Annotated in this window: 23 protein-coding genes; 17 read left to right on the forward strand and 6 right to left on the reverse strand. The window is 38.4% G+C overall.

Going from position 1 to position 26,475, the window contains the following annotated elements:
* Positions 1-50 precede the first annotated feature (50 nt).
* From ACN0TV_RS08295 to ACN0TV_RS08305, 3 genes are all read left to right on the forward strand, one after another.
* Positions 51-2,543, forward strand: a complete 2,493-nt coding sequence (locus ACN0TV_RS08295; RefSeq protein ID WP_417361947.1) for a DUF5686 family protein — start codon at positions 51-53, stop codon at positions 2,541-2,543.
* A 151-nt stretch (positions 2,544-2,694) separates the two neighbouring features.
* Positions 2,695-3,222 carry an inorganic diphosphatase gene (locus ACN0TV_RS08300; RefSeq protein ID WP_417361949.1) on the forward strand — a complete coding sequence of 176 codons (528 nt, stop codon included), beginning with the start codon at positions 2,695-2,697 and terminating at the stop codon, positions 3,220-3,222.
* A gap of 107 nt (positions 3,223-3,329) precedes the next feature.
* On the forward strand, positions 3,330-5,693 hold the full coding sequence (locus ACN0TV_RS08305) for a sodium-translocating pyrophosphatase (protein ID WP_417361951.1): 2,364 nt from the start codon (positions 3,330-3,332) through the stop codon (positions 5,691-5,693).
* Between the two features lie 431 nt (positions 5,694-6,124).
* Here the strand turns inward: ACN0TV_RS08305 and ACN0TV_RS08310 are convergent, their stop codons facing one another.
* Positions 6,125-6,334, reverse strand: coding sequence for a zinc ribbon domain-containing protein (locus tag ACN0TV_RS08310; protein ID WP_417361953.1), 210 nt, complete (start codon positions 6,332-6,334; stop codon positions 6,125-6,127).
* A 350-nt stretch (positions 6,335-6,684) separates the two neighbouring features.
* Positions 6,685-8,214, reverse strand: coding sequence for a SulP family inorganic anion transporter (locus ACN0TV_RS08315; RefSeq protein WP_417361955.1), 1,530 nt, complete (start codon positions 8,212-8,214; stop codon positions 6,685-6,687).
* A 291-nt stretch (positions 8,215-8,505) separates the two neighbouring features.
* Here ACN0TV_RS08315 and ACN0TV_RS08320 point away from each other — a divergent pair, with 291 nt between their 5' ends.
* On the forward strand, positions 8,506-9,321 hold the full coding sequence (locus ACN0TV_RS08320; RefSeq protein WP_417361956.1) for a hypothetical protein: 816 nt from the start codon (positions 8,506-8,508) through the stop codon (positions 9,319-9,321).
* Positions 9,322-9,608: 287 nt separating this feature from the next.
* Here ACN0TV_RS08320 and ACN0TV_RS08325 read toward each other — a convergent pair whose 3' ends face one another.
* Both ACN0TV_RS08325 and nadE read right to left on the reverse strand, forming a co-directional pair.
* Entirely contained in the window at positions 9,609-10,238 is a 630-nt protein-coding gene (locus ACN0TV_RS08325; protein ID WP_417361958.1) for a response regulator, read from the reverse strand.
* Positions 10,239-10,402: 164 nt separating this feature from the next.
* Positions 10,403-11,191, reverse strand: a complete 789-nt coding sequence (gene nadE, locus ACN0TV_RS08330; protein WP_417361959.1) for an NAD(+) synthase — start codon at positions 11,189-11,191, stop codon at positions 10,403-10,405.
* Positions 11,192-11,364: 173 nt separating this feature from the next.
* On the opposite strand from nadE, the gene gldB reads away from it, so the two are divergent.
* Positions 11,365-12,321, forward strand: a complete 957-nt coding sequence (gene gldB / locus ACN0TV_RS08335) for a gliding motility lipoprotein GldB (RefSeq protein WP_417361961.1) — start codon at positions 11,365-11,367, stop codon at positions 12,319-12,321.
* Positions 12,321-12,659 carry a gliding motility protein GldC gene (gene gldC, locus ACN0TV_RS08340; RefSeq protein ID WP_417361963.1) on the forward strand — a complete coding sequence of 113 codons (339 nt, stop codon included), beginning with the start codon at positions 12,321-12,323 and terminating at the stop codon, positions 12,657-12,659. Before gldB ends, gldC begins: the two co-directional genes overlap by 1 nt.
* A gap of 15 nt (positions 12,660-12,674) precedes the next feature.
* Here gldC and yihA read toward each other — a convergent pair whose 3' ends face one another.
* Both yihA and ACN0TV_RS08350 read right to left on the reverse strand, forming a co-directional pair.
* Entirely contained in the window at positions 12,675-13,277 is a 603-nt protein-coding gene (yihA, locus tag ACN0TV_RS08345; protein ID WP_417361965.1) for a ribosome biogenesis GTP-binding protein YihA/YsxC, read from the reverse strand.
* A 9-nt stretch (positions 13,278-13,286) separates the two neighbouring features.
* Positions 13,287-14,051: an alpha/beta fold hydrolase gene (locus ACN0TV_RS08350; protein WP_417361967.1), complete on the reverse strand. Its 765-nt coding sequence runs from the start codon at positions 14,049-14,051 to the stop codon at positions 13,287-13,289.
* A 279-nt stretch (positions 14,052-14,330) separates the two neighbouring features.
* On the opposite strand from ACN0TV_RS08350, the gene mraZ reads away from it, so the two are divergent.
* From mraZ to ACN0TV_RS08405, 11 genes are read left to right on the forward strand one after another with little or no spacing between them, the layout of a single operon-like run.
* Complete coding sequence (mraZ, locus tag ACN0TV_RS08355) at positions 14,331-14,813, forward strand: division/cell wall cluster transcriptional repressor MraZ (RefSeq protein ID WP_417362215.1); 483 nt, start codon at positions 14,331-14,333, stop codon at positions 14,811-14,813.
* Complete coding sequence (gene rsmH, locus ACN0TV_RS08360) at positions 14,800-15,696, forward strand: 16S rRNA (cytosine(1402)-N(4))-methyltransferase RsmH (RefSeq protein WP_417361968.1); 897 nt, start codon at positions 14,800-14,802, stop codon at positions 15,694-15,696. The genes mraZ and rsmH overlap by 14 nt, the downstream gene beginning before the upstream one ends.
* Positions 15,697-15,701: 5 nt before the next feature.
* Positions 15,702-16,022 (forward strand): FtsL-like putative cell division protein, encoded by a 321-nt coding sequence (locus ACN0TV_RS08365; protein ID WP_417361970.1) that lies wholly within the window; start codon positions 15,702-15,704, stop codon positions 16,020-16,022.
* Positions 16,023-16,024: 2 nt separating this feature from the next.
* The gene (locus ACN0TV_RS08370) at positions 16,025-18,022 is read left to right on the forward strand and encodes a penicillin-binding protein (protein ID WP_417361972.1); all 1,998 of its coding nucleotides are present in this window, start codon (positions 16,025-16,027) and stop codon (positions 18,020-18,022) included.
* Positions 18,019-19,512 (forward strand): UDP-N-acetylmuramoyl-L-alanyl-D-glutamate--2,6-diaminopimelate ligase, encoded by a 1,494-nt coding sequence (locus ACN0TV_RS08375; RefSeq protein WP_417361974.1) that lies wholly within the window; start codon positions 18,019-18,021, stop codon positions 19,510-19,512. The genes ACN0TV_RS08370 and ACN0TV_RS08375 overlap by 4 nt, the downstream gene beginning before the upstream one ends.
* Positions 19,513-19,541: 29 nt before the next feature.
* The gene (gene mraY / locus ACN0TV_RS08380) at positions 19,542-20,771 is read left to right on the forward strand and encodes a phospho-N-acetylmuramoyl-pentapeptide-transferase (protein ID WP_417361975.1); all 1,230 of its coding nucleotides are present in this window, start codon (positions 19,542-19,544) and stop codon (positions 20,769-20,771) included.
* Positions 20,772-22,103, forward strand: a complete 1,332-nt coding sequence (gene murD, locus ACN0TV_RS08385) for a UDP-N-acetylmuramoyl-L-alanine--D-glutamate ligase (protein ID WP_417361977.1) — start codon at positions 20,772-20,774, stop codon at positions 22,101-22,103.
* 13 nt (positions 22,104-22,116) lie between these two features.
* On the forward strand, positions 22,117-23,319 hold the full coding sequence (locus tag ACN0TV_RS08390; RefSeq protein WP_417361979.1) for an FtsW/RodA/SpoVE family cell cycle protein: 1,203 nt from the start codon (positions 22,117-22,119) through the stop codon (positions 23,317-23,319).
* Positions 23,306-24,412 (forward strand): undecaprenyldiphospho-muramoylpentapeptide beta-N-acetylglucosaminyltransferase, encoded by a 1,107-nt coding sequence (murG, locus tag ACN0TV_RS08395; RefSeq protein WP_417361981.1) that lies wholly within the window; start codon positions 23,306-23,308, stop codon positions 24,410-24,412. The genes ACN0TV_RS08390 and murG overlap by 14 nt, the downstream gene beginning before the upstream one ends.
* A 7-nt stretch (positions 24,413-24,419) precedes the next feature.
* Positions 24,420-25,772: a UDP-N-acetylmuramate--L-alanine ligase gene (gene murC / locus ACN0TV_RS08400; protein ID WP_417361983.1), complete on the forward strand. Its 1,353-nt coding sequence runs from the start codon at positions 24,420-24,422 to the stop codon at positions 25,770-25,772.
* Positions 25,756-26,475 (forward strand): cell division protein FtsQ/DivIB, encoded by a 720-nt coding sequence (locus ACN0TV_RS08405; RefSeq protein WP_417361984.1) that lies wholly within the window; start codon positions 25,756-25,758, stop codon positions 26,473-26,475. The genes murC and ACN0TV_RS08405 overlap by 17 nt, the downstream gene beginning before the upstream one ends.

A 26,475-nucleotide genomic window follows, 5' to 3' on the forward strand; every position in this document is an offset into this window, starting at 1 on the left:
ACGTTAATTAACTTCACTGACTTTGAAAAGCTCAGTGAAGTTTTTTGTTTATGAGAAGTTTAGTAGTATTAATAGCAATATTGTTTTCAGTGGCTACGGCTGCGCAAACTAAGGTCAGCGGAGTAGTTGTTGATGACCAAGGGGAGGCGATTCCATATGCCAATGTGATGTTCCCCAACACCACAGAGGGGACAATTACCAATGAAGAAGGACGTTTTTACTTAGAATCAGAAAACAACTATCCAGTATTGAATATTTCATTACTTGGATATACCTCTTTGGATATTGAACTCAAGAAAAAGGTGAACTATGATTTAGAAGTAGTTCTCAGTGAAGGCGAGATCTTGGATGAGGTGGTAGTCTATGTTGGTAAACAACCGAAAAAAGGAAATCCTGCTATTGCTATTCTTCGTAAAATTTGGGAAAAGAAACGGCAAAACGGCATTCATTTGTTTGAGCAGTACAAGTATGATAAATATGAAAAAATAGAATTTGACTTCAATACCATAGATAGTAGTTTTGTCAATCGTAAGATATTTAAGGGGATGGAGTTCATATTTGATCAAGTGGATACCTCTAGAATTACTGGTAAGACTTACCTGCCCATCTTCATCAACGAATCCTATTCCCAGGTTTATGGTGATAATAAGTTAAGCGAGAACATTGAAAAGCTACTCGGAAATAAAAACTCCGGTTTTAGCAACAACCAGAGTATTGTCATGTATGTTAAGGATTTGTATGCTGAGTACAATATTTATGACAACTACATTCGACTTTTTAATAAAAGCTTTGTAAGCCCACTGTCACGTACCGGTGTTGATGTCTATAATTATGTTTTATCCGATAGTGCGTATATTGGTGATAAATGGTGTTACAATATTATCTATTATCCGAGAAGGTCTAATGAATTGACCTTTAAAGGGAATTTCTGGGTTAATGACACCACTTTCGCGGTGAAAAAAATTAATATGCAAGCCTCCAAGAGCGCAAACTTGAACTGGGTTAAGGAACTGTATATTGAACAGGAATTCGATGTGCTTAACGACACGGTGTTTTTATTGAAACGCGATTATTTGTTAAGCGATTTTAGCCTTCGTCAAAAAGAATCTTCTAAGGGTGTTTACGGGAAACGTACCACGATTTACGATCATTATGAGTTTGATCAAGAAAAGCCAAAAAGCTTTTACATCAAACGAGTGGATCCTTATAATGAATTGGTTTACAGCAGAGACAGCGTCTTTTGGCAACAAAATCGATTAGAGGAGCTCAACAATGATGAGAAAGGGGTTTATAAGATGTTAGACACCTTAAAAACTGTTCCTAAATTCAAAAGACTTTATGATCTTGCGACGATATTGGTCTCAGGATATGTGGAGTTTTCGGATCTGAATTTGGATTATGGACCTATCTACTCAAGCTTTGGATTTAATGATGCAGAAGGCGTAAGACTTAGAGCAGGGGGTAGAACCTATTTTGGGCCAAACGATGCTTGGCGTATAGAAGGGTATACCGCATATGGCTTTAAGGATAAAAAGTTTAAATATGGATTCTCTGCCAAATGGTTGCTGGATCGTAAAAATCGTTTGATTGTTTCTGCAGGTACACGTAGAGATATCGAGCAGTTAGGGGTAAGTCTAACGGCTACCAATGATGTTCTTGGGCGTAGTTTTGCCTCCTCGGCAATCTTCACCTCTGGTAGTAATTATACCTTAACAGATCTAAATCTGACGACCTTTGGCGTGGAGTATGAGCCTATCAAAAACCTAACCTTCAGAACAGGTATGACCTTTAGGACGCTTAAATCAGCCATACCGGATCAATTTAATCTGGACTATGTTGATATAGACAAACCTGATGGTGTGGCTAGTCTGGTGAAACAATTTGATATCAAGACAGAGATCGAATATACACCTGGCAAGAAGACCATAGGTTATGGTGTGGATAGAGGGGTAGTCAGCAATGATTACGCCCGAATTCAACTTTTGTATACAGCGGGATTTAAAGGGTTTTTAGAAAGTGATTTTGATTATCGAAAGTTACAGTTTTACTATCGACAACCCTTCCATTTAGGAGGGCTGGGCCGTAGCATTACCACCTTAGAAGCAGGTAAGACCTTCAGTGAAGTTCCTTTGAGTCTTTTGAGCCCAATACCAGGGAACCAAACGTATTTCTCTATTTACAATACCTTTCCGAACCTGAATTTTTACGAATTCGTAACCGATACGTATGTATCAGGACAGCTTGAACATAATTTTAATGGTAAAATATTTTCAAGAATACCGTTGTTGAAGAAATTAAACCTTCGAGAAATTGTCGGTATTCGTGGAGTTTGGGGAGATATTTCTGATAAAAACATCATGCTGAATGCACCTTCCGGGAACGTACTTATCGCACCCTCAGATCAGGTATATTATGAGTATTCATTTGGTATTGGGAATATATTTAAGCTGCTTAGGATCGATTTTAACTTTAGAGGGAATTACTTGGACCTGCCAGAAGCAAGAAACTTTTCTGTTACAGGGAATCTAGAATTCTCTTTTTAGGTATTTCGATGTCTTAAATTAATAACAAATTCTACACTTTACATTGTTATTAAAGAAGCTTTTCATTACTTTTGCACCCCATTAAATAAGAGTTATAACAGCTTTTGTCAATACTTTAAGGATGTAGGCAAGGCTTTAAATTTATAAATAAATGAGCGCAGATCAGATTTCTTCATTCGATGTACTTATCGAGATTCCTAAAGGAAGTAGAAATAAATATGAATATGATTTTAAATTAAAGAAAGTAAGATACGATCGTATGATTTTTTCTTCGATGATGTATCCAGCTGATTATGGATTCGTTCCAGAAACTTTAGCGTTAGATGGTGATGCATTGGATGTGTTGGTGCTGGTTACCGAGCCTACCTTCCCGGGTTGTGTTATGGAGGTAAAACCAATTGGTGTTTTTCATATGGAAGACGAAAAAGGTCCAGACGAAAAAGTGATTTGTGTACCGGTTTCAGATCCAGTTTGGAACCGCGTAAATGATTTGTCTGAATTGAACCCTCATTTAATAAAAGAAATCGAGCACTTTTTCCAGGTTTATAAAGATTTAGAAAAGAAAAAAGTATCTATCGGAGGATGGGGTGACCACCAGGAGGCAAAAGAAATTGTCGCTAAATGTATTAACCGATTCCAAGATAGTGATGTGCCACGTGATGAAGTTTGCATCGACTAAGGATTAGAGATGATAATATGATATGAGCAGCAACTGTAAAGTTGCTGTTTTTTTTTTCTATTGGTTTTAGTACATTTAACAATATTTGTATTAACTAACTTTTATTTATGGAAACCAATATTATTTATCTGCCCATTATCATGGCCATTCTTGGCCTTATTTTTATGGTCGTTAAAGCTGGATGGGTTAAAAAGCAACCAGCAGGTAGCGAAAAAATGCAATCAATCTCAAAGAGTATTAAGGAGGGTGCGCTCGCATTCCTAAATGCTGAGTATCGATTGCTTCTTATTTTTGTAATCATTGCTTCAGTGGCTTTGTTTGGGATTTCATTACTTGTCCCCACCACTAGTTGGATGATTGTACCGGCCTTCATCTTTGGAGCTTTCTTTTCTGCCTTAGCAGGAAACATAGGGATGCGTATTGCCACAGAAGCCAATACCAGGACTACTGAAGCTGCCAAAACTAGTCTCCCTCAGGCCTTAAAAGTATCATTCTCTGGAGGAACGGTGATGGGATTGGGCGTTGCAGGCCTAGCAGTACTAGGGCTTAGCTTGTGGTTTTTGTTTCTTGTTGGGCAATTTTCTGGTTTCACCGCGGATTTCTATGGTGATATGACCGTAGTATTGGAGGCTCTTGCCGGGTTTTCATTAGGTGCTGAATCTATTGCCTTGTTTGCTAGAGTTGGTGGAGGAATCTACACCAAGGCGGCTGATGTAGGTGCGGATTTGGTCGGAAAAGTCGAAGCTGGAATCCCTGAAGATGATCCTAGAAACCCCGCTACAATTGCCGATAACGTAGGTGATAATGTTGGAGACGTTGCTGGAATGGGAGCTGATTTATTTGGTTCTTATGTTGCAACCGTACTCGCTGCGATGGTGCTAGGGAATTACATCATTAGAGATATGAGTGTTGAATCTCCATTTACGGATGCTTTTAATAATATGGGACCTATACTACTTCCTCTAGTTATTGCTGGAGTGGGTATATTGGCTTCAATTATAGGAACCTTCTTGGTTCGTATATCAAGTAATGATGCCAGGGAGGCCCAGGTGCAAAGAGCGCTGGACACTGGAAACTGGGTCGCAATTGGAATTACGCTGTTGTCAAGTTATTTCTTGATTCAATATATGCTTCCGGAAGTTATGTATATGAACTTATTTGGTAGGAGCCACGCTGTTGCAGTACCTTCAATCAATGTGTTCTGGGCTGCCTGTATCGGATTGGCAGTGGGTGCTTTAATATCATATGTAACGGCTTATTATACTAGTTTAGGTAAAAAGCCAGTAATGGATATCGTACAAAACAGTTCTACAGGCGCGGCAACTAATATTATCGCAGGTTTGGCAGTAGGTATGAAATCAACCTTCTGGTCTGTGTTATTGTTTGCAGCAGCCATATACGGTTCATATGAGTTGGCTGGGTTTTACGGAGTGGCATTAGCTGCATCGGCTATGATGGCTACCACGGCTATGCAGTTAGCTATAGATGCTTTTGGGCCTATTGCAGATAATGCCGGAGGTGTCGCTGAGATGAGCGAATTGGAGCCTCATGTGCGTGAGCGTACAGATATTCTCGATTCCGTAGGGAATACTACTGCAGCGGTTGGTAAAGGATTTGCAATTGCTTCTGCGGCCTTAACCGCTTTAGCTTTATTTGCGGCCTATGTAACCTTTACAGGGATTGATGGTATTAATATTTTTAAAGCTGATGTATTGGCTACCTTATTTGTAGGGGCTATGATTCCAGTGGTTTTTTCAGCCTTGGCAATGAAATCCGTAGGTAAGGCTGCTATGGAAATGGTACAGGAAGTTCGTAGACAGTTTAGAGAAATCCCTGGTATACTAGAAGGAACCGGTACACCTGATTATGGGAAATGTGTAGAAATATCGACCAAAGCGGCATTAAAAGAAATGTTATTGCCTGGTCTGTTGACTATAATTACTCCTATTGTTATTGGGTTGCTTTTAGGTGCTGAACCACTTGGAGGGTATATGGCTGGAGTTTGTGTTTCGGGAGTAATGTGGGCGATCTTTCAAAACAATGCCGGAGGAGCATGGGATAATGCAAAAAAATCTTTTGAAGCTGGGGTTGAAATCGATGGTGTAATGACTTACAAAGGTTCTGAAGCACATAAAGCTGCTGTTACTGGTGATACCGTTGGGGATCCATTTAAAGATACCTCTGGACCTTCTATGAATATTTTGATCAAACTCACCTGTTTGGTAGGACTTGTAATTGCTCCAATCCTTGGTGGACATCACAATGAAACTGCTGTAGCCTTAGATAGCTATCAAGAGCAAAAGGTCGTCAAGATGGAGGTTACTTCTGAAAATGATGGGCAGGTTAAAGCCATTATTAAAACTATTGAGGTTAAAGATGGAAAAGAAACTGCAACTGAAACGGTTCTAGAAGGAACAGCCGAAGAAATAGAAGTAGCAGTAAAACAACTAAGGGAGGCTAAAAACGAATAAGTGATCTTTAGTCTTAGGTGAAAAATCACCAATGTAAATACGATCAAGTAACTATAAATAAAAAGCCTCTCGATATAAAAACGAGAGGCTTTTTCCCTAAACTAATACCTACTACTATGTAATGATTACTTTATATACGCTGCATTTTTAGATTTGGATTTCGAAAAATTAAAATTTTTTAATTTATTTTTAATTTATTTCGTGGTTGGATTATAAATAATTGATTATTAATTAGTTGAATCGTCAAGTTGTTATGGTTATTTTTTTAAAATTGAATAAACTTTTTAGATCTAAAATGTGCTTAGCTCCTAATAGTACCAGATGGATATTCTAAAATTTATGGAATCTCTTAGAGATTTGAACTGCAAAGGGTAGAAATTATTAAAGATCACAGAACTCTACTTTTCCTAATCTCAAAATACCCTTATAAACTACCCAACCACGCATAGCGATGGATTGGGTTTTAAACCTGAAGCTAGATGAGCAATATCGCAACACATAGCATTCGATTTTTCATCGCGGTTTACGGCGCGTCCAAGGGTAGCGATATTGATCGATGCGTTTACATCCGCGTCCATATGGCTTCCACAGTTGTTGCACTTAAAGTGCTTGGCAGTTCGTTTACCAATATGTTTACACACATCGTTAGTTTGCCCTCTAAAGAATAATAACAGATAAATAAATTATGAAGTATACCTTTGGTAAGAAGCTCTATCTGCTGCCCTAACTTAGTTACACACTTAGATAAAATCTACCTGAGATATCAAGGACAGCAGATTTATTGAGTCAAAGCCAGAGAGTATTTAGGGAAAAACCCATTATCACGATGTCAGCCACTCAATACGGAGCATAAAACAAATATTATGCAAGTATACGGAATTGAGATGCTAAGTTACAGCTGTATGTGTTCTTAACTTTTTTGCGCAAAAATGAAGCATTCGCTATCGAAATAAGAATGCTTCAAAAGAAGTGTAGCAACTCCAAATGTGTTTTAAGGCATTACTTTGTAGGTTGGATCTTCAATTATATTGACATCAATAACCGATTCTGCATTTTTAATCAATTGTCGGCAGTCAGAGCTAAGATGTCGCAAATGCACCTTTTTACCTTCCTTTCTATACTTCTCTGTTAGTTTGTTTAGAGTGTCGATGGCCGACATATCTACCACCTTACTTTCTTTGAAATCAATAACGACTTGCTGAGGGTCATTGTTTACTTCAAATTTTTCCATAAATATGGAGGTGGATCCAAAAAATAAGGGACCAAAAATTTCATAATGTTTTGTACCCTGGTCATCAATGTATTTTCTGGCTCTGATTCGTTTGGCACTTTCCCAAGCAAATACCAATGCCGAAAGCACTACACCTATTAAAACTGCAAGTGCAAGGTTGTGTAATATCACTGTGATTATAGCAACCAGCATACCGATTAAAATATCGTGACGTGGCATTTTATTAATGATCCTGAAGCTAGCCCATTCAAAAGTACCTACAGCTACCATCATCATTACACCAACTAAGGCGGCCATCGGAATTTGTTCTATTACGGGACCTCCAATTAATATAATAAACAGGATGGTCAAAGCACCTATAACAGCAGAAATTCTGGTTCTTGCCCCGGCACCTACATTAACTAAAGTTTGAGCTACCATGGCACAACCACCCATACCTCCAAAAAATCCATTGGTGATGTTGGCAAGACCTTGAGCCGTAGCCTCTCTATTAGAAGATCCTTTGGTGTTGGTGATTTCATCTACCATATTAAGGGTGAGTAGGGACTCTATTAGGCCTACCCCTGCCATAACTAGAGCATAGGGAAAGATCACTTTTAAGGTCTCTAATCCAAAGGGTACCTGTGGGATGCTAAAAGGTGGAAATGTACCTTGAACAGAGGCAATATCAATAACTTTTTTTGTGTCAATATTTAAAACGTAAACCAATCCAAAAACAATCAATATTGCCACTAAGGAAGAAGGTACTGCCTTTGTAAATTTAGGTAGTATAACGACAATGGCAATGGTTAATAAGGTGAGTCCAGCCATAATATATAATGGTGTACCTTGGAGCCAATGTTCAATTCCGTTCTCTTCGATTTTAAATTGTGCGACCTGTGCCATAAAAATTATTACAGCCAAACCATTTAAAAATCCATACATGACGGGCTGAGGTATGAGGCGTATAAATTTCCCGAGTTTTAGGAGTCCTACGAGCATCTGAAATATTCCAGCGAGTATGACTGCTGCAAACAAATATTCGACTCCGTGAGAAGCTGCCAATGCCATCAAAACTACAACAGTTGCACCGGCACCTCCGGAGACCATAGCTGGTCTACCTCCAAAGATAGCGGTAACTATGCCCATCAAAAATGCAGCATACAATCCTGTAAGTGGGGAGAGTCCCGCTAATATAGCAAAGGATAAGGATTCCGGTATCATGGTCATAGCAACCGTTAAGCCTGCTAAAATCTCATTTCTAAAATTTACCTTTTGATTGAGATCAAACAAATTTAAAACTTTTTGCATCCTTTGGAAAAATTAAGGTGCAAAAGTAATGTTTTATGGATAAAATTTCCGCAGTTCTTCGTTTTTTTAGTTTAGTTGACGTTTTCCGAAGTGGTCCTAAAATAGTTAAATTCAAGGTTTTATTCCAATTATGGCGTTATGATTTTGTGTTACAATTCTTTCAAAAAATATACTATTTAAGGAAAAACATAATAATAACGATTATATTACGTTCTAATTCAGATATAGTATTAAGATTTATAGTACTTTAAATCTTCATAAATTGATTCATTTTAATAGCAAAACAAGATCATGAAAATCATTAAAACGACCCCGGCCTTTAGTGTATTACTAGCATTAGTATTTATGACCACATCCTGTTCAAGTGGTGATGACGATCCGAAATCCCCATCAGAGAATTTTGCTCAGCAGGCTAAAGTATACCCTTTAAGTGTTGGGTTAATGCGTAATAACAATATAAAAATTTTCGCCAGTGAGCTTCCTTATGAGTCCTTCGATACTTTTGATCCTATCACTTCGGTTGAGGTGCCCGAGGATCTTGCATTTGAAGAGTCTGTGGCTATAGATATGGAAGCATATGTGGGGAAAACCCTTTATTTTGTAGCGCTTCGTAAATACCTTCTTTCCGATGATTACTACAATATTACTTCTACCGCCTCAGAGCCTTTATCAGCACACAGTGCGACTATTGGAGAAGAGGAAGGGGCAGCTTACCAAATTTCCTTGGTTTTAGCTGAACCAGAATCAGAAGATTACTGGCAAAAGGCTAACCTAACTTTGAAAGTTGAAAGTAATGGCCAAGTGGTTGCAAGCCAAGATGTGTATTGGTTTGGAAAAAGTCTTCTTTGGTCAGATAGTTTGAAACAAAATATTGAAGATCGTTATGTCATTGACGAAACTGTCGCATATTCTGCTGTAGCTCAAACGAGTGCTGCCGGTACTGTGGAAATTGAAATTCCTGTGGATGAGGCTGGAACTGTCGAAGGAGGAAGTGGACCTATCAATAACAATGAACACGTGTTCTTTGTTATCGATGCCAATGGCAAAGTACAAACTGCGATCGTTGATATAGCTTCTTTGGAAATGGAGCAAACCTTGAGTTACTAAAATTCAAATTTGTTTGCTGCTTTTCTAATTGATAGTAGGAAACACTGCCCGAGTGAGGGCTTAAAATAATAAAAAAAAACCCTTCTCTATCTGGAAAAGGGTTTTTTGAATATATATAGACGCTTGGAGCGGTATGTTTTGAATATATACGCCCTTCTATCCCTTTTTGGATTGTGCACTTGTGTTAAAAAAAATCAAATTTTTTTAACACAACACTTTGCTGTATTAAGAAACCGACCAAGTTATTTCCGGGTCGTTGTAAAGGGTGTCGCTTACCTTGATTTAGGTTAATACAACTCCAGCGCCTTGGCTTGTTGGAGCATATCAACCATGTTATCAACATTTAGCTTTTTCATCAGTCTTGCCTTATAGGTGCTGACCGTTTTTTCATTGAGTCCTAACTCCTCTGCTACTTGTTTATTTCTACGCCCACGGGCAAGAAGTTTAAGTACCTCAATTTCTCTTGAAGATAATTTTCTGAAAAATTTTCTGGGTTTGTTTGAGCTTTCATCGAAAGCGATTCGTTGTGCGAGTTCATTAGTTATGAACATACCGCCTTCTGCTACTTTTAAAATAGCAGTGTTAATGGTATCTAAGCTAGCTGATTTTGAAATGTAGCCAGATGCCCCCGCTTTAATTGTACTCAAGGCGTACACTTCTTCAGGTTGGGTGCTGAAAATAATTATTTTAATATCAGGAAAATCTCTTTTAATCCTTCGTAATGCAGTAATACCATTAACCTCTGGTATATCCATTTCAAGAATAATGACATCAGGTTGCCTACCAATTAAGAACCCGAACAATTCTGAAGTGGTACTCACATTTCCAACAATCTCAATTACTTCATTATCTTGAAGTACGTTTTTTAGGCCTATCCTAACTATAGGATGGTTATCAGCCACTAGAACTTTAATCATACATTGACCGTTTTAAAGTTAAGTTTCGATAAGCCATGTTAAGAAGATACATAGGCACCTTCTCTACGGCTTGGGGGGTGTTGTGGTATTAGTAATAGGCAAAGGTAGTGAAATTAAATATTTCAACAAAAAACAGTTGAAATTAGATGATTTATTTAATTCTACTACCTTAAATTATCAGGGATTTCGCACACCGGTATAGGGGTCATCTTATGTTGATTTGCTTTGTTTAATCTGGTGTAAATTTCAAAAACTTCCAGTTCTCGACCGCTAAAGTCTGTAGCTTTTTTCCCATTTTCGCTCATCTCCATAGCCCATTCTAATTCAGGGTATGAGGCTCCAATTTGATCTTCGTCATTTCTATGGTCTCCCCACAATCCATCTGTTGGGGCGGCTTTTTGAATTTGTTGATCTATTCCCATGGTTTTTGCAAGAGCATAAACTTCTGTCTTACTTAGGTCTGCAATAGGACTAATATCCACGCCGCCATCACCGTACTTGGTGTAAAATCCTATTCCAAAATCTTCAATTTTATTTCCTGTTCCTGCTACCAGGTAATTGTGAAGTCCAGCAAAATAATAGAGTGTAGTCATACGTAATCGAGCCCTAGTGTTCGCAAGCGCCATCATGCGGTCCTGTTCCTTGTTTACCTTGGGTACAACTTGTACAAGTTGGTCGAACACTGTGGTAAGGTCCGTAGTTAGGGTCTCAACATTGGGGTAGTTCTCCTTAAGCCATGTGATGTGATTTTGCGCTAGTGTGACCTGAGAAGGGTGTTGGTGTATTGGCATTTCCACGCACAATAGCTGCAGTCCCGTTTCTGCACATAGGGTTGAGGTGACTGCAGAGTCAATTCCTCCTGAAATGCCTATAACAAATCCATTGATCTTAGCGTTTAAAGCATAGTCTTTTAGCCAGTCGACTATATGAGTGATAACAGCTTCTGTTTTCATGGTCTTTTAGGAGTCTATTAGGAGTTAATATTTTAAATTTGCGACTTCGGTTACTCTAAATATAGGAATTCGTGATATGTTCCGATATTTAGAGTCCAAAGTACTAAATACAAAAGTAGATGAATCTTAAATTATTGAAAAGTAAAATGCCTAAGGTTTTACAAATACTGTCTATGTGTAAATTTTTGCGGCTATTTTTTGCGATACTCGTAATAAGTTGCTCCTCAGATAGTAAATTGGAGGCAGAGATTGCCAAGGTAGCCGTTGATGTTCGCATCGATCGTTTTGATGTTAAATTCTCCAATGCGAATCCTGGTGAGCTTCCACAATTAAAAAAACAATATCCGTATTTGTTTCCCCTGCAATTTTCTGACAGCGTTTGGATCGAAAGAATGCAGGATAGTTTACATCAGGTCATGGCTTCAGAAATCGATAAAAAATTTAGTGATTTTCAGCAGGATACCTTGGCGATACATGAATTGTTTCAACATATAAAATATTATTTCCCTGAATTCAATATCCCAAAAATAGTGACAGTTAACTCGGATGTAGATTACAAGAATCGCATCATTTATGCTGACTCCCTGATGCTCGTTGGCTTGGATAATTACCTAGGGGAGGAGCATGAGTTTTATAAAGGAATTCAACAGTATATCAGAGAGAATTTTGAAAAAGAGGCTCTGGTAGTTGATATGGGAAAAGCTATTGCAAGGAGTACCATTAAAACAGCTCCATCTAGGGATTTTCTAAGTAAAATAGTGTATTACGGGAAGCTCTATTATTTGATGTCGCAGTGGATGCCAAAGACCGAATACTATGAACTAATCCGGTACAAGGAAGATCAATTTCAATGGTCCTTGGCTAATGAACAGTACATCTGGCGCTACTTTATCTCAAACGAACTACTTTTTTCAACGGATTCCAAATTAGACGATCGTTTTATTAACCCGGCCCCGTTTTCTAAATTTTATCTTGAATTGGATAATGAATCCCCAGGAAGACTTGGGCAATTTATAGGATGGAGGATTGTTGATTCTTATATGAAAAATAATGAAGTATCTTTGCACGAGCTGCTGGAGGAGCCGGCGGCAACAGTATTTAAAAATTCACAATACAAACCAAAGAAATAATGGCAGTAGTACATAAATCAGAAATAAATTTAAATGTAGAATTGGATGAAAATAAGGTGCCTGAAAAATTGAGCTGGACCGCCAAAGATGGAGGTGTTGAAAATGAAGCAGCCAAAGCAGTTTTACTTTCAGTATGGAACAGTGAGCAACAGGAAACCTTAAAAATTGATTTATGGACCAAAGATATGCCTATGGACGAAATGAAAAAGTTCATGCATCAAACTTTGGTCTCTCTTAGTGATACTTTCTACAAGGCTACACAGGATGAAAAGATGACCGCCACCATGAAGGATTTTTGTGATTACTTTGCGGAGAAACTCGAATTGAAAAAGGAGTAAAAAAGTGGTTTAGACTTACTGGATTTGCTTGTTGATCTGATCGATGTAGTTCAGTAACTCATCTCTTCCAACACCTTTAGATGAGGAAGTGATGAAGTAGTTAGGAGTCTCCTCCCAAGCATCATCAAGCATCGCCTGCAGGTACTCCTGAACATTTCGTTCAATCGCTTTCGGTTTTAACTTATCCGCTTTAGTGAAAATAATTGAAAAAGGAATTTGATTTTCTCCAAGCCACTGCATGAATTCCATGTCAATTGTTTGTGGACTGTGTCGAATATCAATAAGGATAAAGGCAGAAACTAATTGCTTTCGCTGAGAGAAATATGCGGTGATGAATTTTTGGAATTTACTTTTGGTCGTTTTAGAAACCTTGGCATAGCCATATCCCGGTAAATCCACTAAAAACCAATTTCCATTGATCTTGAAGTGATTTATCAGCTGCGTCTTTCCAGGCCTTCCTGAAATCTTAGCGAGACTTTTTCGCTCTGTCAGCATGTTGATCAAAGATGATTTGCCCACATTAGAGCGACCAATGAATGCATATTCCGGCAACGGTTCATTGGGACACTTGCTTACATCCGTATTACTGATGATAAAAGTTGCTGATTTAATCTGCATGGTGCGGATTTAGAAATTACGTTCTTTAAGCCATTTGTGTAAAATGGTATTAAATTCATTTGGATGTTCCATCATTGGTGCATGTCCACATTTTTCAATCCAGAAAAGATCGGAATCTGGCAATAATTCATGAAATTCTTCGGCTACATTCGGCGGAGTAACATTATCGTTCTCACCCCAAATAATGCAAGTGGGCGTTTGTATTTGTGGAAGATCCTTAGACATATTATGTCGGATTGCACTTTTGGCAATAGCTAGAGTCTTGATAAGTTTACCTCGATCGTTCACTGTGGCGAAAACTTCATCCACAATTTCTTTGGTTGCAACCTCAGGATCATAAAAAACCTCTTGGGCCTTTTTCTTCATAAACTCATAGTTCCCACGTTTAGGGTATCCATCACCCATGGCGCTTTCATACAAACCTGAGCTACCTGTGATCACTAGAGCCTTGATGTTTTCTGGAAATAATTTGGTATATAAAAGACCGATATGTCCTCCAAGAGAATTACCTAGCAAAATAACATCATCTAGTTCTTTGTGCTTTATAAATTTTTCAAGATTCGTTGCAAAACTCTTTACATTAGTCTTAAGCAACGGCATTGTATATATTGGAAGTTCAGGGATTAATACTTTGTAACCATTGGTGGAAAAATATTCGGCTACACCATCGAAATTACTGAGGCCTCCCATTAGTCCATGTAGTACAATCATAGGTTTTCCTTCTCCCATTTCTAAGTAAGTAAATTCACCTTCCTTCTTTAAATCGTGTACCATTAAGGGTTTGTTACATTTCTTCGGAAACAAATATAGCGAATTAGGATATATTTTAAATCATTTCGTAGGCCATGCTGTGAATTAAATGTAAAAAACTACACATTCCAATTCATATCTCCTTTTAAGTCAGTTATTAACAATTTTTCAAGCTTGAGTTTTACTGAGGCCTTCGCGTAAATTGAAGAATTTATCAACAAAGTGGTAAAAAGTGGTAAAAAGTGATTATTTGTGGTAAATATTTCTCTATATTTGAAAAGTAAACATTTAAAAGAGTTCAACTTGATTCAGTTTTCAGAAGAATATGAGTGTAAGGCAGATAGCAAGGGGCGCATCATGGTGCCGTCCTCGCTGCGCGCCAAATTAGCACCCGTCTTAGCTGATGGTTTGGTGTTGAAACGCTCTATTTTTCAAAAATGTCTTGAGGTCTATACTATGGCCGCATGGGAAAAAGAAATGAAACAAGTGTCTAAATTAAATCGTTTCGTCAAAAAGAATAATGATTTCATAAGGCAGTTTACTGCTGGAGTAAGAGTTGTTGAGATTGATTCAAATGGTCGATTAAGTATGCCTAAGAATCTAATGACTTTTGCCGGAATCGAGAAAGAAGTCGTGCTTTCAGAATCTATTGATCGCATAGAGATTTGGGATAAACAACGCTATTACGATGTTTTGGAACAGGGAGCGGATTCGTTTTCTGATTTAGCAGAACAAGTTATGGGAGGTTTTGAAATAGAACAAGAAGATGGAGATGGAGTATCATAAGCCAGTATTGTTACAGGAAACTGTTGATGGTCTGAACATCAAAGAAGATGGTATCTATGTGGATGTCACCTTCGGAGGAGGAGGGCATTCTAGAGAGATTTTGAGCAGGTTGGGATCAAAAGGAAAATTGTATGGTTTTGATCAAGACGAGGATGCGCAGGAGAACGCACTTGATGATGAGCGTTTTGTGTTGATCCCTCAGAATTTTAGACATATTAAACGTTTTTTAAAATTTCACGGTGTACGAACTGTGGATGGAATCCTAGGGGATTTCGGCGTTTCATCGCATCAATTTGACGTTCCGGAGCGTGGATTTTCAACCCGATTCGATGCAGATCTCGATATGCGAATGAGTCAGCAAAATACCCTTAGTGCTTATGATGTGGTGAACACTTATGAGCAAGGAGATCTAAAACGAGTTTTTGGTCTTTATGGAGAATTGAAAAATGCAGGGACCATCGCAGCAACCATCGTTGAGAAGCGTGCAGAACAACCTATAAAGACAACAGAAGATTTAAAGAATTGTTTGCGCAGGTTGTTGCCTGCTTACAAGGAGAATAAAATATTAGCACAACTCTATCAGGCAATCCGAATAGAGGTAAATCAGGAAGTCGAAGTATTGCGAGAGTTTTTATTGCAGACACCTGAGCTTATAGAAAAAGGTGGTCGGTTGAGTTTGATAAGCTACCACTCATTAGAAGATCGTTTAGTGAAGCGCTTTATAAGGAGTGGGAAGTTTGAAGGTGAAGTGGAGAAGGATTTTTACGGTAACCCTCAGGTGCCGTTTAAAAAAGTTTCAGGCTTGATCGTGCCTTCTAAAGAGGAGATTGAAGTCAATAGTAGAGCGCGAAGTGCAAAATTGCGAATCGCTGAAAAACTCTAAAGAACATGAGAAAAGGGATGTTGGACATATTAAAAGGTAAGTTCCTGGTGAGTGATGACTCGGTCAAGAACTGGAGGTTTATATTGTTTGCTTCCTTTTTGGCTGTTATTATGATTTCAAGTGCGCACAATGCGGATAGAAAGGTTCATGAACTCGCAAAGCTAAATAATAGAGTGTTGGAATTACGTAGTGAGTTTGTGGATGTACGTACCAAAGTTCAACAAGTTAGATTAGAGTCACATATAACTTCAAAGGTGGAGTCCATGGGGTTAAAACCTTCTTTGAACCCACCTAAGAAAATAAAAGTAGTAGGAGATAATAAGTAATTATGCCAATAACGGATAAATCCATATTGAGTCGATTGTATTTTGTGGCAGGCTGTATGTTCCTGCTGGCATTGGCTATTGGGGTTAAGCTTGTGAGTATACAGTTTGTTGACGGAGATAAATACAGAGCACTTTCTCAAAAACGTACCATAAAGAACTTTACTATTGAGCCTAAACGTGGTAATTTGTATTCTGATGATGGAAGTCTATTGGCAACTTCTGTGACTAAGTACGATGTTCGTTTCGATGCACTTACGCCGAGTAGAGCAGTATTTGAAGAGCTTATTAAACCTCTTTCTGATTCACTTTCAAAAGTTTTAGGGAAACCTTCTTCTTATTATCAAAATTTAATGAAGAAGGCCAGATTAGATAAAAACAGGTATTTGCTGATTGCTCGTGACTTGGGTTATACAGAGTATATGCACATAAAAGGCTTTCCAATGTTTAATCTAGGACCTTATAAAGGAGGTTTTATTGTAGAACAAGAAACCCAAAGAGAATACCCGCTTGGTGGTATTGCACATCGTAGTGTGGGATACGAAAGAGAAAATGGACCAAGTGTAGGTCTTGAAGGTGCTTTTGGTGAATTCCTCAGAGGAGAAGAAGGGCATCGCTTAAAACAAAAGATAGCACAAGGGCAGTGGAAGCCTATTACCGATTACAACGAAATTGAGCCTAAGGATGGCTATGATGTGGTGTCGACCATTAATGTCAATATCCAAGATATTGCACATCATGCTTTGCTAACACAGCTGGAGAAATATAAGGCCATGCACGGTACTGTAGTGGTTATGGAAGTAAAAACTGGAGAGATTAAAGCGATTTCGAATTTAGGGAGAACTTCCAACGGAAAATATTTTGAGCGTTTGAACTATGCAGTTGGTGAATCTCATGAACCTGGATCTACTTTCAAGTTGTTTTCTATGATTGCAGCTCTTGAAGATCATGCGGTAGACACAAGTGATATTATAGATACAGGAAAGGGAGTCATTTCCTTTTATGGTGAAAAGGTAGAAGACTCCAAATGGGGTGGCTATGGAGAAATATCCGTATCCGATGTTCTAGTGCGATCTTCGAATGTTGGTATTGTTAAAATCATTGATGATTTCTATGGAGACCAACCAGAGAAATTTGTCAACAGGCTTTATAATATGGGGCTGAATGAAAAATTAGGTCTCGCTATAAAAGGAGAGGGAAAACCATTTATTCCACATCCAAATGATAAAGAACACTGGAGTGGTATTGCCCTGCAGTGGATGGCTTATGGTTATGGAGTGTCCTTGACACCTTTGCAAACTTTAGCTTTCTACAATGCCGTTGCAAACGATGGTGAGCTGCTTAAACCTAGATTGATTAAAGAGGTTCGCGACTGGGATAAGGTCATTCAAAAATTTGACAAGGAAGTATTGAATCCTTCGATTTGCTCGAAAGAAACATTAAAAAAGGTACAGGCTATGTTGGAGAATGTGGTGAAATCAGAGCATGGTACAGGTCATGGATTGTACTCCCCGAATTTTTCAATGGCAGGTAAAACCGGTACGGCTCAGAAAAATTATGCTGATAAAAGTAAGCTTAAATATATCTCAACTTTTGCAGGATACTTTCCATCTGATGAACCTAAGTATTCTTGTATCGTAGTAATCCATGAGCCAGATAAAAGTGTGGGTTATTATGGTGCCGATGTTTCGGGTCCAGTATTTAAAGCCATTGCTCAGAAGATATATATTAATTCACCACTGATAGATACCATTGATGAATTAAACAAAGAAGATAAAGATTTACTAGAGGATTATAAATCGTATTACGCAAAAGTTAAACTAGACAATTCTATCATACCAAACGTGCAAGGTATGAGCGGAATGGATGCTGTTTCCATATTGGAAAATCTAGGACTAAGAGTAGAAATAGAAGGATCCAATGGGGGGACAGTTAAAAGTCAATCCGTAAAAAGCGGCGCAAAAGTGGAGTCAAACCAAACCATAGTTTTGAAATTAACGTGATTGTATTAAAAGACATATTGTACAAGGTGAAGATCGATGCTGTTTATGGCAATACCGATACGCATATTAATGCAATACATTTCGATTCTAGAAAAGTATCGTTAGATGATGTGTTTGTTGCTATTCGCGGTACTGCGGTGGATGGTCACGATTATATTACAAAGGCTATCGAAAATGGAGCGATTGCAGTAATTTGTGAAAAATTACCAGCGGAACTCATCAACGGAGTTACCTATATAAGCGTTGAAGATGCACATCACGCTTTGGCTGTTATGGCTTCTAATTTCTATGGTAATCCATCTGAAAATTTAAAGTTGATTGGAGTTACAGGCACCAATGGTAAAACTACTATAGCGAGCCTTTTGTATGAACTCTTTAAAAAGGCAGGTTTTAAAACAGGCCTTTTATCCACGGTTAAAGTGATGGTAGGTCAGGATAGTTTTCCTGCTACCCATACCACTCCGGATCCCATGGCTATCAATGGGTATTTAAAATCGATGAATTTAGCAGGTGTAGAATACTGTTTTATGGAGGTGAGTTCTCATGGAATCGATCAACAACGCACCACCGGACTTGAGTTTGTAGGTGGGGTGTTTAGTAATCTTACGCATGATCACCTTGACTATCACCATAGTTTTGCAGAATACAGGGATGTCAAAAAACGATTTTTTGACCAGCTGTCTCCAAGGGCATTTGCTCTTGTTAATGTGGATGATAAAAATGGGGTATATATGCTTCAGAATACCAAGGCTAAGAAATTGACCTATGCTTTAAAGTCTTACGCGGATTACAAGGCGCAAATTCTCGAAAATCAATTTCATGGTTTACTGTTGAAAATTGACAACAATGAGGTCTGGTCAAAGTTGATTGGCAATTTCAATGCCTACAATCTACTTGCAGTTTACGGGGTGGCAATTGAATTGGGATTGGAAAAGATGGAAGTGCTTCAGTATTTGAGTGAATTGGAAAGTGTAGGCGGAAGATTCCAATACTATATTTCACAGGGAGAGATCACTGCCATTGTTGATTATGCACATACACCAGATGCTTTGAAAAATGTTCTGGAAACCATAAATGCCATTCGGACTGGAAATGAAAGCCTGATTACTGTAGTAGGTTGTGGAGGAGATCGCGATACTACCAAAAGGCCATTGATGGCCAATATAGCTGCTAAATTAAGTTCTAAAGCTTTATTTACCTCGGATAATCCTAGAACCGAAAATCCTGAAAAAATTTTAGAGGATATGGAGTCTGGCGTAGAGCCACAGTTTTACAATAAAACCCTCACTATTCAGGATAGAAGACAGGCGATAAGAACGGCTTGCCAACTTGCACAAAAGAATGACATCATATTAATCGCAGGAAAAGGACATGAGAATTACCAAGAAATTAATGGAGTTCGCAGAGATTTTGATGATATGAAAATTGTAATTGAATTATTAAATAATATGAATCAACATTCCCAGGATACATCCAACGGGAATTCATAATATGATTATTAAAGGATAGACGATAACGTATGTTGTATTATTTGTTTGAATTTTTAGAAAATGAGTATGATTTTCCTGGGGCGGGACTGTTTCAGTTCCTAACCTTTAGGGCTGCTGCTGCAGTGTTGTTGTCTTTGCTGATATCAACGATCTACGGTAAGCGAATCATCAATTACCTAAGGGCGCAACAAATAGGAGAAAGTGTACGTGAATTAGGCTTGGAAGGTCAGTCTCAAAAAGCTGGTACTCCAACTATGGGAGGGATCATAATTATTTTGTCTACCCTTATTCCAGTATTGTTGTTCTCAAAACTTGATAATATTTATATCATCATCCTTATCGTGACAACCCTATGGATGGGGGTGATCGGTTTTATAGATGATTATATCAAAATATTTAAAAAAGACAAAGAAGGTTTAAAAGGCAAGTTTAAAATTCTTGGACAAATCGGTATTGGTATTATCGTAGGTGCGACACTTTATTTTCATCCACAGGTAACTGTAAAAGAAGAACTATCGCTGATGAATGCCACAGAAGTGGTTTCCACCGGCACAAAAACCGAATATGGAAAGGAAGAAAAGTCTACCAAAACAACCATTCCTTTTGTAAAGAATAATGAGTTTGAATACGCTGTGTTGCTGCAGTGGCTAGGTGATAACTATAAGAGTTATGCTTGGTTGATATTTATTCCAGTGGTAATTTTTATCATTACTGCGGTATCCAACGGGGCGAATCTTACCGATGGTATTGATGGTCTGGCGGCTGGAACCTCGGCAATTATTGTGATTACCCTAGGCATTTTCGCCTGGGTCTCTGGTAATATCATTTTTTCTGATTATTTGAATATTATGTATATCCCCAGGGCCGGTGAAATAACTGTCTTTATTGCGGCTTTTGCCGGAGGACTTGTTGGGTTTTTATGGTACAATGCCTTTCCGGCTCAAGTTTTTATGGGTGATACCGGGAGTTTAACCATAGGAGGGATCATTGCAGTCATTGCCATTGCAATCCGTAAAGAATGGTTGATTCCTATCATGTGTGGAATCTTCTTAGCGGAAAATCTATCTGTAGTAATGCAGGTGAGTTATTTTAAGTATACCAAGAAAAAATTTGGAGAGGGACGTCGTGTATTTTTAATGGCTCCCCTTCATCACCATTACCAAAAGAAAGGATATCACGAGAGTAAGATCGTTACTCGATTTTGGATTGTGGGCATATTATTGGCCATTGTTACCATTGTTACGCTAAAATTAAGATAGATGCGGTTAGTAGTATTAGGTGGCGGAGAAAGCGGTGTTGGTACTGCTATATTGGCAAAAAAACATGGATATGAGATTTTTCTATCCGATAAGGGAAAGATCAAAGATCACTATAAGAACGTTCTTGAAGATTTTGGAATTAATTGGGAGGAAGAAAGGCATACAGAGGCTGAGATTTTAAAGGCTGATCTTGTCGTAAAGAGTCCGGGAATTCCTGATCATGTTGAGCTGATTACAAAACTGGTCAAACAGGGGGTGTCAGTGATATCTGAGATTGAATTTGCATCGCGATATACTGATGCTACCCTGATTGGAATTACAGGGAGCAACGGAAAGACCACCACAACCATGCTGACCAATCACTTGTTAACCGCTGGTGGATTAAAGGTTGGGATGGCCGGTAATATTGGCGACAGTTTTGCTCAGATGGTGGCTCAGAAGGACTTGGATCTCTATGTGTTGGAGATTAGTAGTTTTCAACTCGACGGTATCGAGCGCTTTAAGCCGCATATGGCTATAATCACCAATATAACTCCTGATCACTTAGATCGCTATGATTACAAGTTTGAGAATTATATCGCCTCTAAGTTTAGGATAACCATGAATCAAGGCCCGGAGGATTATTTGATTTATGATGCGGATGACCTTGTGATAGTAGAGTGGCTTAAAAATAATAAAGTGGCTGCTCGTTGTATCCCATTTTCCATAGAAAAGAAGCTTGAACAGGGCGCATATTTAGAAGATAATAAAATAATAATAACTATAGATAAACACCATTTTCAGATGTCAACAGATACTTTAGCACTTGAAGGAAAACATAATGTTAAGAACGCCATGGCTGCTTCAACAGTAGCGCAATTGTTGAAAATTAGAAAGGCTACTATTCGAGAGAGTCTAGAGAATTTTCAAGGTGCAGCGCACCGACTTGAGAAGGTACTAAAGATTCAAGATGTTCATTATATCAATGATTCCAAGGCAACCAATGTCAATGCTACTTATTATGCTTTAGATAGCATGACTACTCCAACAGTATGGATCGTTGGAGGACAAGACAAAGGAAATGATTATTTGGCTCTTATGCCTCTAGTTAGAGAAAAGGTCAAAGCGATCGTTTGTTTAGGTTGGGATAATGCTAAAATTATCGAAACCTTTGGAAGTGTTGTGGAATTTGTAGTAGAAACTACCTCTATGGAGGATGCTGTTAGAGTAAGTAAAGAAGCTGCAGAAGCTGGTGATACGGTGTTGTTGTCACCTGCATGTGCTTCATTTGATTTGTTTTTGAATTACCAAGACAGGGGTGATCAGTTTAAAGAGCAAGTAAGAAAATTATAATTCATTAGATAAGGTGCAGGATATTTTTGAAAATATTAAAGGAGATAAAGCTATTTGGGCCGTAGTGGCGCTTTTGGCCCTATTTTCTTTTTTGCCGGTGTACAGCGCCAGTACAAACCTCGTTTACGTGGTGGGTAGCGGGACAACATTTGGTTACCTGCTTAAGCATGGGTTCTTATTGCTGCTAGGACTGGGAATAATTTATGCAGTACATCAAATCCCCTATAATTACTTTAAAGGTCTGTCAATTATAGCTATGCCGATTACAGCGCTATTGTTGATTTATACCCTAGCCCAGGGAACCACTATTGGTGGCGCAAATGCGAGTCGATGGATACAAGTGCCCTTTGTAGGTATAAGTTTCCAGCCTTCAACTTTGGCGAGTATTGTTTTACTGACTCATGTGGCTCGGTACCTGTCTAAAATTAAAGATCAAAATATACGTTTTAAAGAAAGTATACTACCGCTTTGGATTCCAGTGTTTGTGTTTTTGGCACTGATACTGCCAGCCAACTTTTCAACCACGGCCATGCTGTTTTTTATGGTAATAGTGTTGTGCTTTTTAGGGGGGTATCCATGGAAATATTTGATGGCTATCATAGGAGTAGGAATTGTAGTGCTAAGCATGTTTATACTAACAGCTAAGGCTTTTCCAGGACTGTTTCCAAACAGGGTGGATACTTGGGTTAACAGGGTAGAGAATTTTACTGACGGTAAGGATACTGGAGAAGACTATCAAATTGAAAGAGCTAAAATAGCCATTGCCACTGGAGGTGTTGTGGGAGTAGGTGCAGGAAAGAGTATAATGAAGAATTTCTTACCACAGAGTTCTTCGGATTTTATATATGCAATTATTGTTGAGGAATATGGTTTAATAGGTGGGTTTATCATCATTTTAATCTACCTCTTTTTGCTTTTCAGAATCCTTATTGTGGCCAATAAAGCGAACTCGACATTTGGAAAACTATTAGTGATTGCCGTTGGGCTGCCTATCGTTTTTCAGGCTTTTGTTAATATGGCCGTTGCCGTAGAATTATTACCGGTTACAGGTCAAACATTACCCCTGATTAGTAGTGGAGGAACCTCGATTTGGATGACCTGTTTAGCCATTGGGGTTATATTGAGTGTGAGCTCAAAAAGACAAGAAGAATTGGAATTAGAAGAACAAGATATAGAAAGACAAAACCCATTAGATATCTTAAGTGAACAATTATAGATTTATCATATCAGGAGGAGGGACTGGAGGTCACATTTATCCAGCGATTGCTATAGCTAAAGAGCTAGAAGCACGCTTCCCTGATGCCTCATTTTTGTTTGTTGGTGCTAAGGATAAGATGGAAATGGAGAAGGTGCCTCAAGCAGGCTATAAAATTGAGGGCTTGTGGATCTCCGGATTACAGCGAAAACTCACTTTAAAGAATTTGATGTTTCCTTTTAAATTGATCCATAGTTTGATTAAATCACGAGGAATCATCAGACGATTTAAACCAGATATGGTTATCGGTACCGGTGGATATGCAAGTGGGCCATTGTTAACAGTGGCAGCCTCTAAAGGAATTCCAAGTGTCATTCAGGAACAGAATTCTTTTCCTGGAATTACCAATAAGGTACTGGCTAAAAAAGTACAGAAGATCTTTGTTGCATACGATGGCTTGGAACGCTATTTTCCAAAAGGAAAAATCATTAAAACAGGGAATCCAGTTCGTCAGGATTTGTTGAATCTGGCTGCATATAAAGATAAATATTTAGGATTTTTTGATCATAATGAAGATCGTAAAACCTTGTTTGTCATGGGCGGGAGTTTAGGTGCCAGAAGAATTAATCAATTAGTGGAAAAGCAACTAAACTTTTTCAGGCAGCACAACGTACAAATTATATGGCAATGTGGAAAGTTGTACTATCCTGAATACAAAAAGTATCAAAGTGAGTTTGTTAAAGTGTATGATTTTATAAACAACATGGAATTGGCGTATACCGCGGCTGATTTTATTATTTCACGCTCCGGAGCTAGTTCAGTGTCTGAACTAGCCTTGGTAGGTAAACCAGTAATTTTTATCCCTTCACCAAACGTTGCTGAGGATCATCAGACGAAAAACGCCATGGCTGTGGTGAATAAACAAGCGGCACTAATAGTACCCGAAAACAAGTTGGATGCAGAATTCGAAGAGTTGTTCTTAATGGTGTTAAACTCCGAGAAAATGCAATATTCCCTTGCTGAAAATTTTAAAGAATTAGCATTGCCTAATGCTACAAAAGATATTGTAGATCATTTAGAGCAATTATTAAAAACTAAAGCAGTAGCACCGTAAGAAATCAATGAGTTTAAAAGAAACACATAACGTCTATTTTATTGGTATTGGAGGCATAGGTATGTCTGCACTGGCGCGTTATTTTAAATTCACAGGTATGAATGTCGCAGGTTACGATCGCGTTGCTAGTCCGATTACCGAAGGACTTATTGAGGATGGCATGGCGGTTCATTATCAGGACAGTGTAGATCTTATCGGAGAAGCCTTTAAGGATCCGGAATATACTTTAGTTGTGTATACCCCGGCGGTAAAAAACAATGCGGAATACGGATTTTTCGAAAATGGGAATTTTACCATTGAAAAGAGAGCCGCAGTTTTGGGGCGTATTACTAAGGATTCCTATTGCTTTGCTGTTGCCGGAACTCATGGTAAAACAACCACGAGTACTATTTTGGCTCATTTGCTCAATGAAATCAATACACCATTGACCGCTTTCCTAGGTGGGGTGTCCGAGAATTTTAATAGTAATTTCATTATTAAAGGAAAGCAATACACCGTGGTGGAAGCAGATGAATTTGATCGCTCATTTTTACATCTATCACCTACGGTTGCCTGTATTACTTCTATGGATGCAGATCACTTGGATATTTACGGTGATAGTGAAAGTCTAGAACTCGCTTTCAAAGAATTTGCAGGACGACTTAAAGACGGCGGTACAATGTTCGTCAGATACGGACTGCCAATTGAGGGCTACACATATGGTTTAGAAGAAGAAGCTGATTATTCAGCTCAAAATATAACGATAACTGACTCAACCTACCAATTTGATTTTAAGACACCTAAAGAAACTGTTTCTAAGGTGAAGTTTAACAAGCCTGGTAAGCATAATTTGTTGAACGCATTGGCTGCAATGGCAATGGCGACTACTTTAGGCACCCCCCTTGGTCACATTGCCAAAGCACTAGAAAGTTTTAAAGGGATTAAACGAAGGTTTACCTATCATATCAATGATGAGAAGCTGGTTTATATCGATGATTATGCGCACCACCCTACGGAGATAGATGCGGCGCATCAAGCTGTAAGATCAGCGCACCCCAACAAGAAGGTTACTGTGGTTTTTCAGCCACATTTATATAGTAGAACAAAGGATTTTGCCCAAGAATTCGCGAAGAGCTTAGCCAATTTTGATGAAATAATCTTACTGGAAATTTACCCTGCCCGAGAACAACCCATAGAGGGAGTTGACTCCGACTGGTTACTTAGCTTAATCAACCACGGTTGTAAGCAAAAAGTAGCAAAGGAGAATCTCCCCGATGTACTTCGAAAGAGTACATCCGAGGTTTACCTCACTTTAGGTGCAGGAGATATAGGACTAGAAGTTAATTCCGTAAAAGAAGTGTTAAGTGAAAAAGTATATTGATAATATAAAGATATCCCTTGCGGTCCTTGGACTTGTTTTTCTGTTTTCTTTCTCAAATAAGAGAAATAATAACAGGATCTTGGCCGAGAATTGTGCTGTGGAATTTTTAAATGACGACGCTCATTTTATTACCCGTAGCACGGTTAATAAATTGTTGATACAAAATAGGGACTCTACTTCGAGGGTAACCAAAGATCAATTAGTTTTGAGTAAGGTAGAAGAATCTCTCAATGCCCATAGTATGGTTCAGCATGCAGATGTGTATGTGTCTATAAATGGGGAAGTTGGGGCTAAAGTACGCCAACGTACCCCTATTGCGAGGGTGATTGGCGAACAGGAGTATTATATAGATTCTTATGGGGAAAAGATGCCTTTATCGCCGGTATATTCGGCAAGAGTACCATTAATTACAGGAAATAATGTTGATAAAGCTTGGTCTTCTTTGTATGAGCTGACAAAATTCATCTATAAAGATGAGTTTTTGAAGAAGACAATTACGGGGATTCATGTAGAAGATCAGCATTTTGAATTAGAGCTTAGAGAGGAGGATTTCACCCTTTTTATTTCTAGAGTTAATAAGCTGGATTTAAAGTTTAGCAACTTTAAGGCCTTCTATCAAAAAGGCAGAAATGACAAAACTCTGGGAAATTATAAAATGGTAAATCTCAGTTTTGATAATCAAGTAGTGTGTACCAAAAAGTAA

The sequence above is a fragment of the Galbibacter sp. genome, from assembly GCF_048266365.1.
Classification (GTDB): Bacteria; Bacteroidota; Bacteroidia; order Flavobacteriales; family Flavobacteriaceae; genus Galbibacter.

What these genes read in the sequence shown, in the direction of transcription:
- gldB (WP_417361961.1), top strand. Translation starts at nt 11,365, where the DNA reads ATGTGTAAATTTTTGCGGCTATTTTTTGCGATACTCGTAATAAGTTGC.
- mraY (WP_417361975.1), top strand. Translation starts at nt 19,542, where the DNA reads ATGTTGTATTATTTGTTTGAATTTTTAGAAAATGAGTATGATTTTCCT.
- ACN0TV_RS08300 (WP_417361949.1), top strand. Translation starts at nt 2,695, where the DNA reads ATGAGCGCAGATCAGATTTCTTCATTCGATGTACTTATCGAGATTCCT.
- ACN0TV_RS08305 (WP_417361951.1), top strand. Translation starts at nt 3,330, where the DNA reads ATGGAAACCAATATTATTTATCTGCCCATTATCATGGCCATTCTTGGC.
- nadE (WP_417361959.1), bottom strand. Translation starts at nt 11,191, where the DNA reads ATGAAAACAGAAGCTGTTATCACTCATATAGTCGACTGGCTAAAAGAC.
- ACN0TV_RS08295 (WP_417361947.1), top strand. Translation starts at nt 51, where the DNA reads ATGAGAAGTTTAGTAGTATTAATAGCAATATTGTTTTCAGTGGCTACG.
- rsmH (WP_417361968.1), top strand. Translation starts at nt 14,800, where the DNA reads ATGGAGTATCATAAGCCAGTATTGTTACAGGAAACTGTTGATGGTCTG.
- ACN0TV_RS08365 (WP_417361970.1), top strand. Translation starts at nt 15,702, where the DNA reads ATGAGAAAAGGGATGTTGGACATATTAAAAGGTAAGTTCCTGGTGAGT.
- ACN0TV_RS08315 (WP_417361955.1), bottom strand. Translation starts at nt 8,214, where the DNA reads ATGCAAAAAGTTTTAAATTTGTTTGATCTCAATCAAAAGGTAAATTTT.
- yihA (WP_417361965.1), bottom strand. Translation starts at nt 13,277, where the DNA reads ATGCAGATTAAATCAGCAACTTTTATCATCAGTAATACGGATGTAAGC.
- murC (WP_417361983.1), top strand. Translation starts at nt 24,420, where the DNA reads ATGAGTTTAAAAGAAACACATAACGTCTATTTTATTGGTATTGGAGGC.
- ACN0TV_RS08325 (WP_417361958.1), bottom strand. Translation starts at nt 10,238, where the DNA reads ATGATTAAAGTTCTAGTGGCTGATAACCATCCTATAGTTAGGATAGGC.
- ACN0TV_RS08350 (WP_417361967.1), bottom strand. Translation starts at nt 14,051, where the DNA reads ATGGTACACGATTTAAAGAAGGAAGGTGAATTTACTTACTTAGAAATG.
- ACN0TV_RS08370 (WP_417361972.1), top strand. Translation starts at nt 16,025, where the DNA reads ATGCCAATAACGGATAAATCCATATTGAGTCGATTGTATTTTGTGGCA.
- murD (WP_417361977.1), top strand. Translation starts at nt 20,772, where the DNA reads ATGCGGTTAGTAGTATTAGGTGGCGGAGAAAGCGGTGTTGGTACTGCT.
- ACN0TV_RS08320 (WP_417361956.1), top strand. Translation starts at nt 8,506, where the DNA reads ATGAAAATCATTAAAACGACCCCGGCCTTTAGTGTATTACTAGCATTA.
- gldC (WP_417361963.1), top strand. Translation starts at nt 12,321, where the DNA reads ATGGCAGTAGTACATAAATCAGAAATAAATTTAAATGTAGAATTGGAT.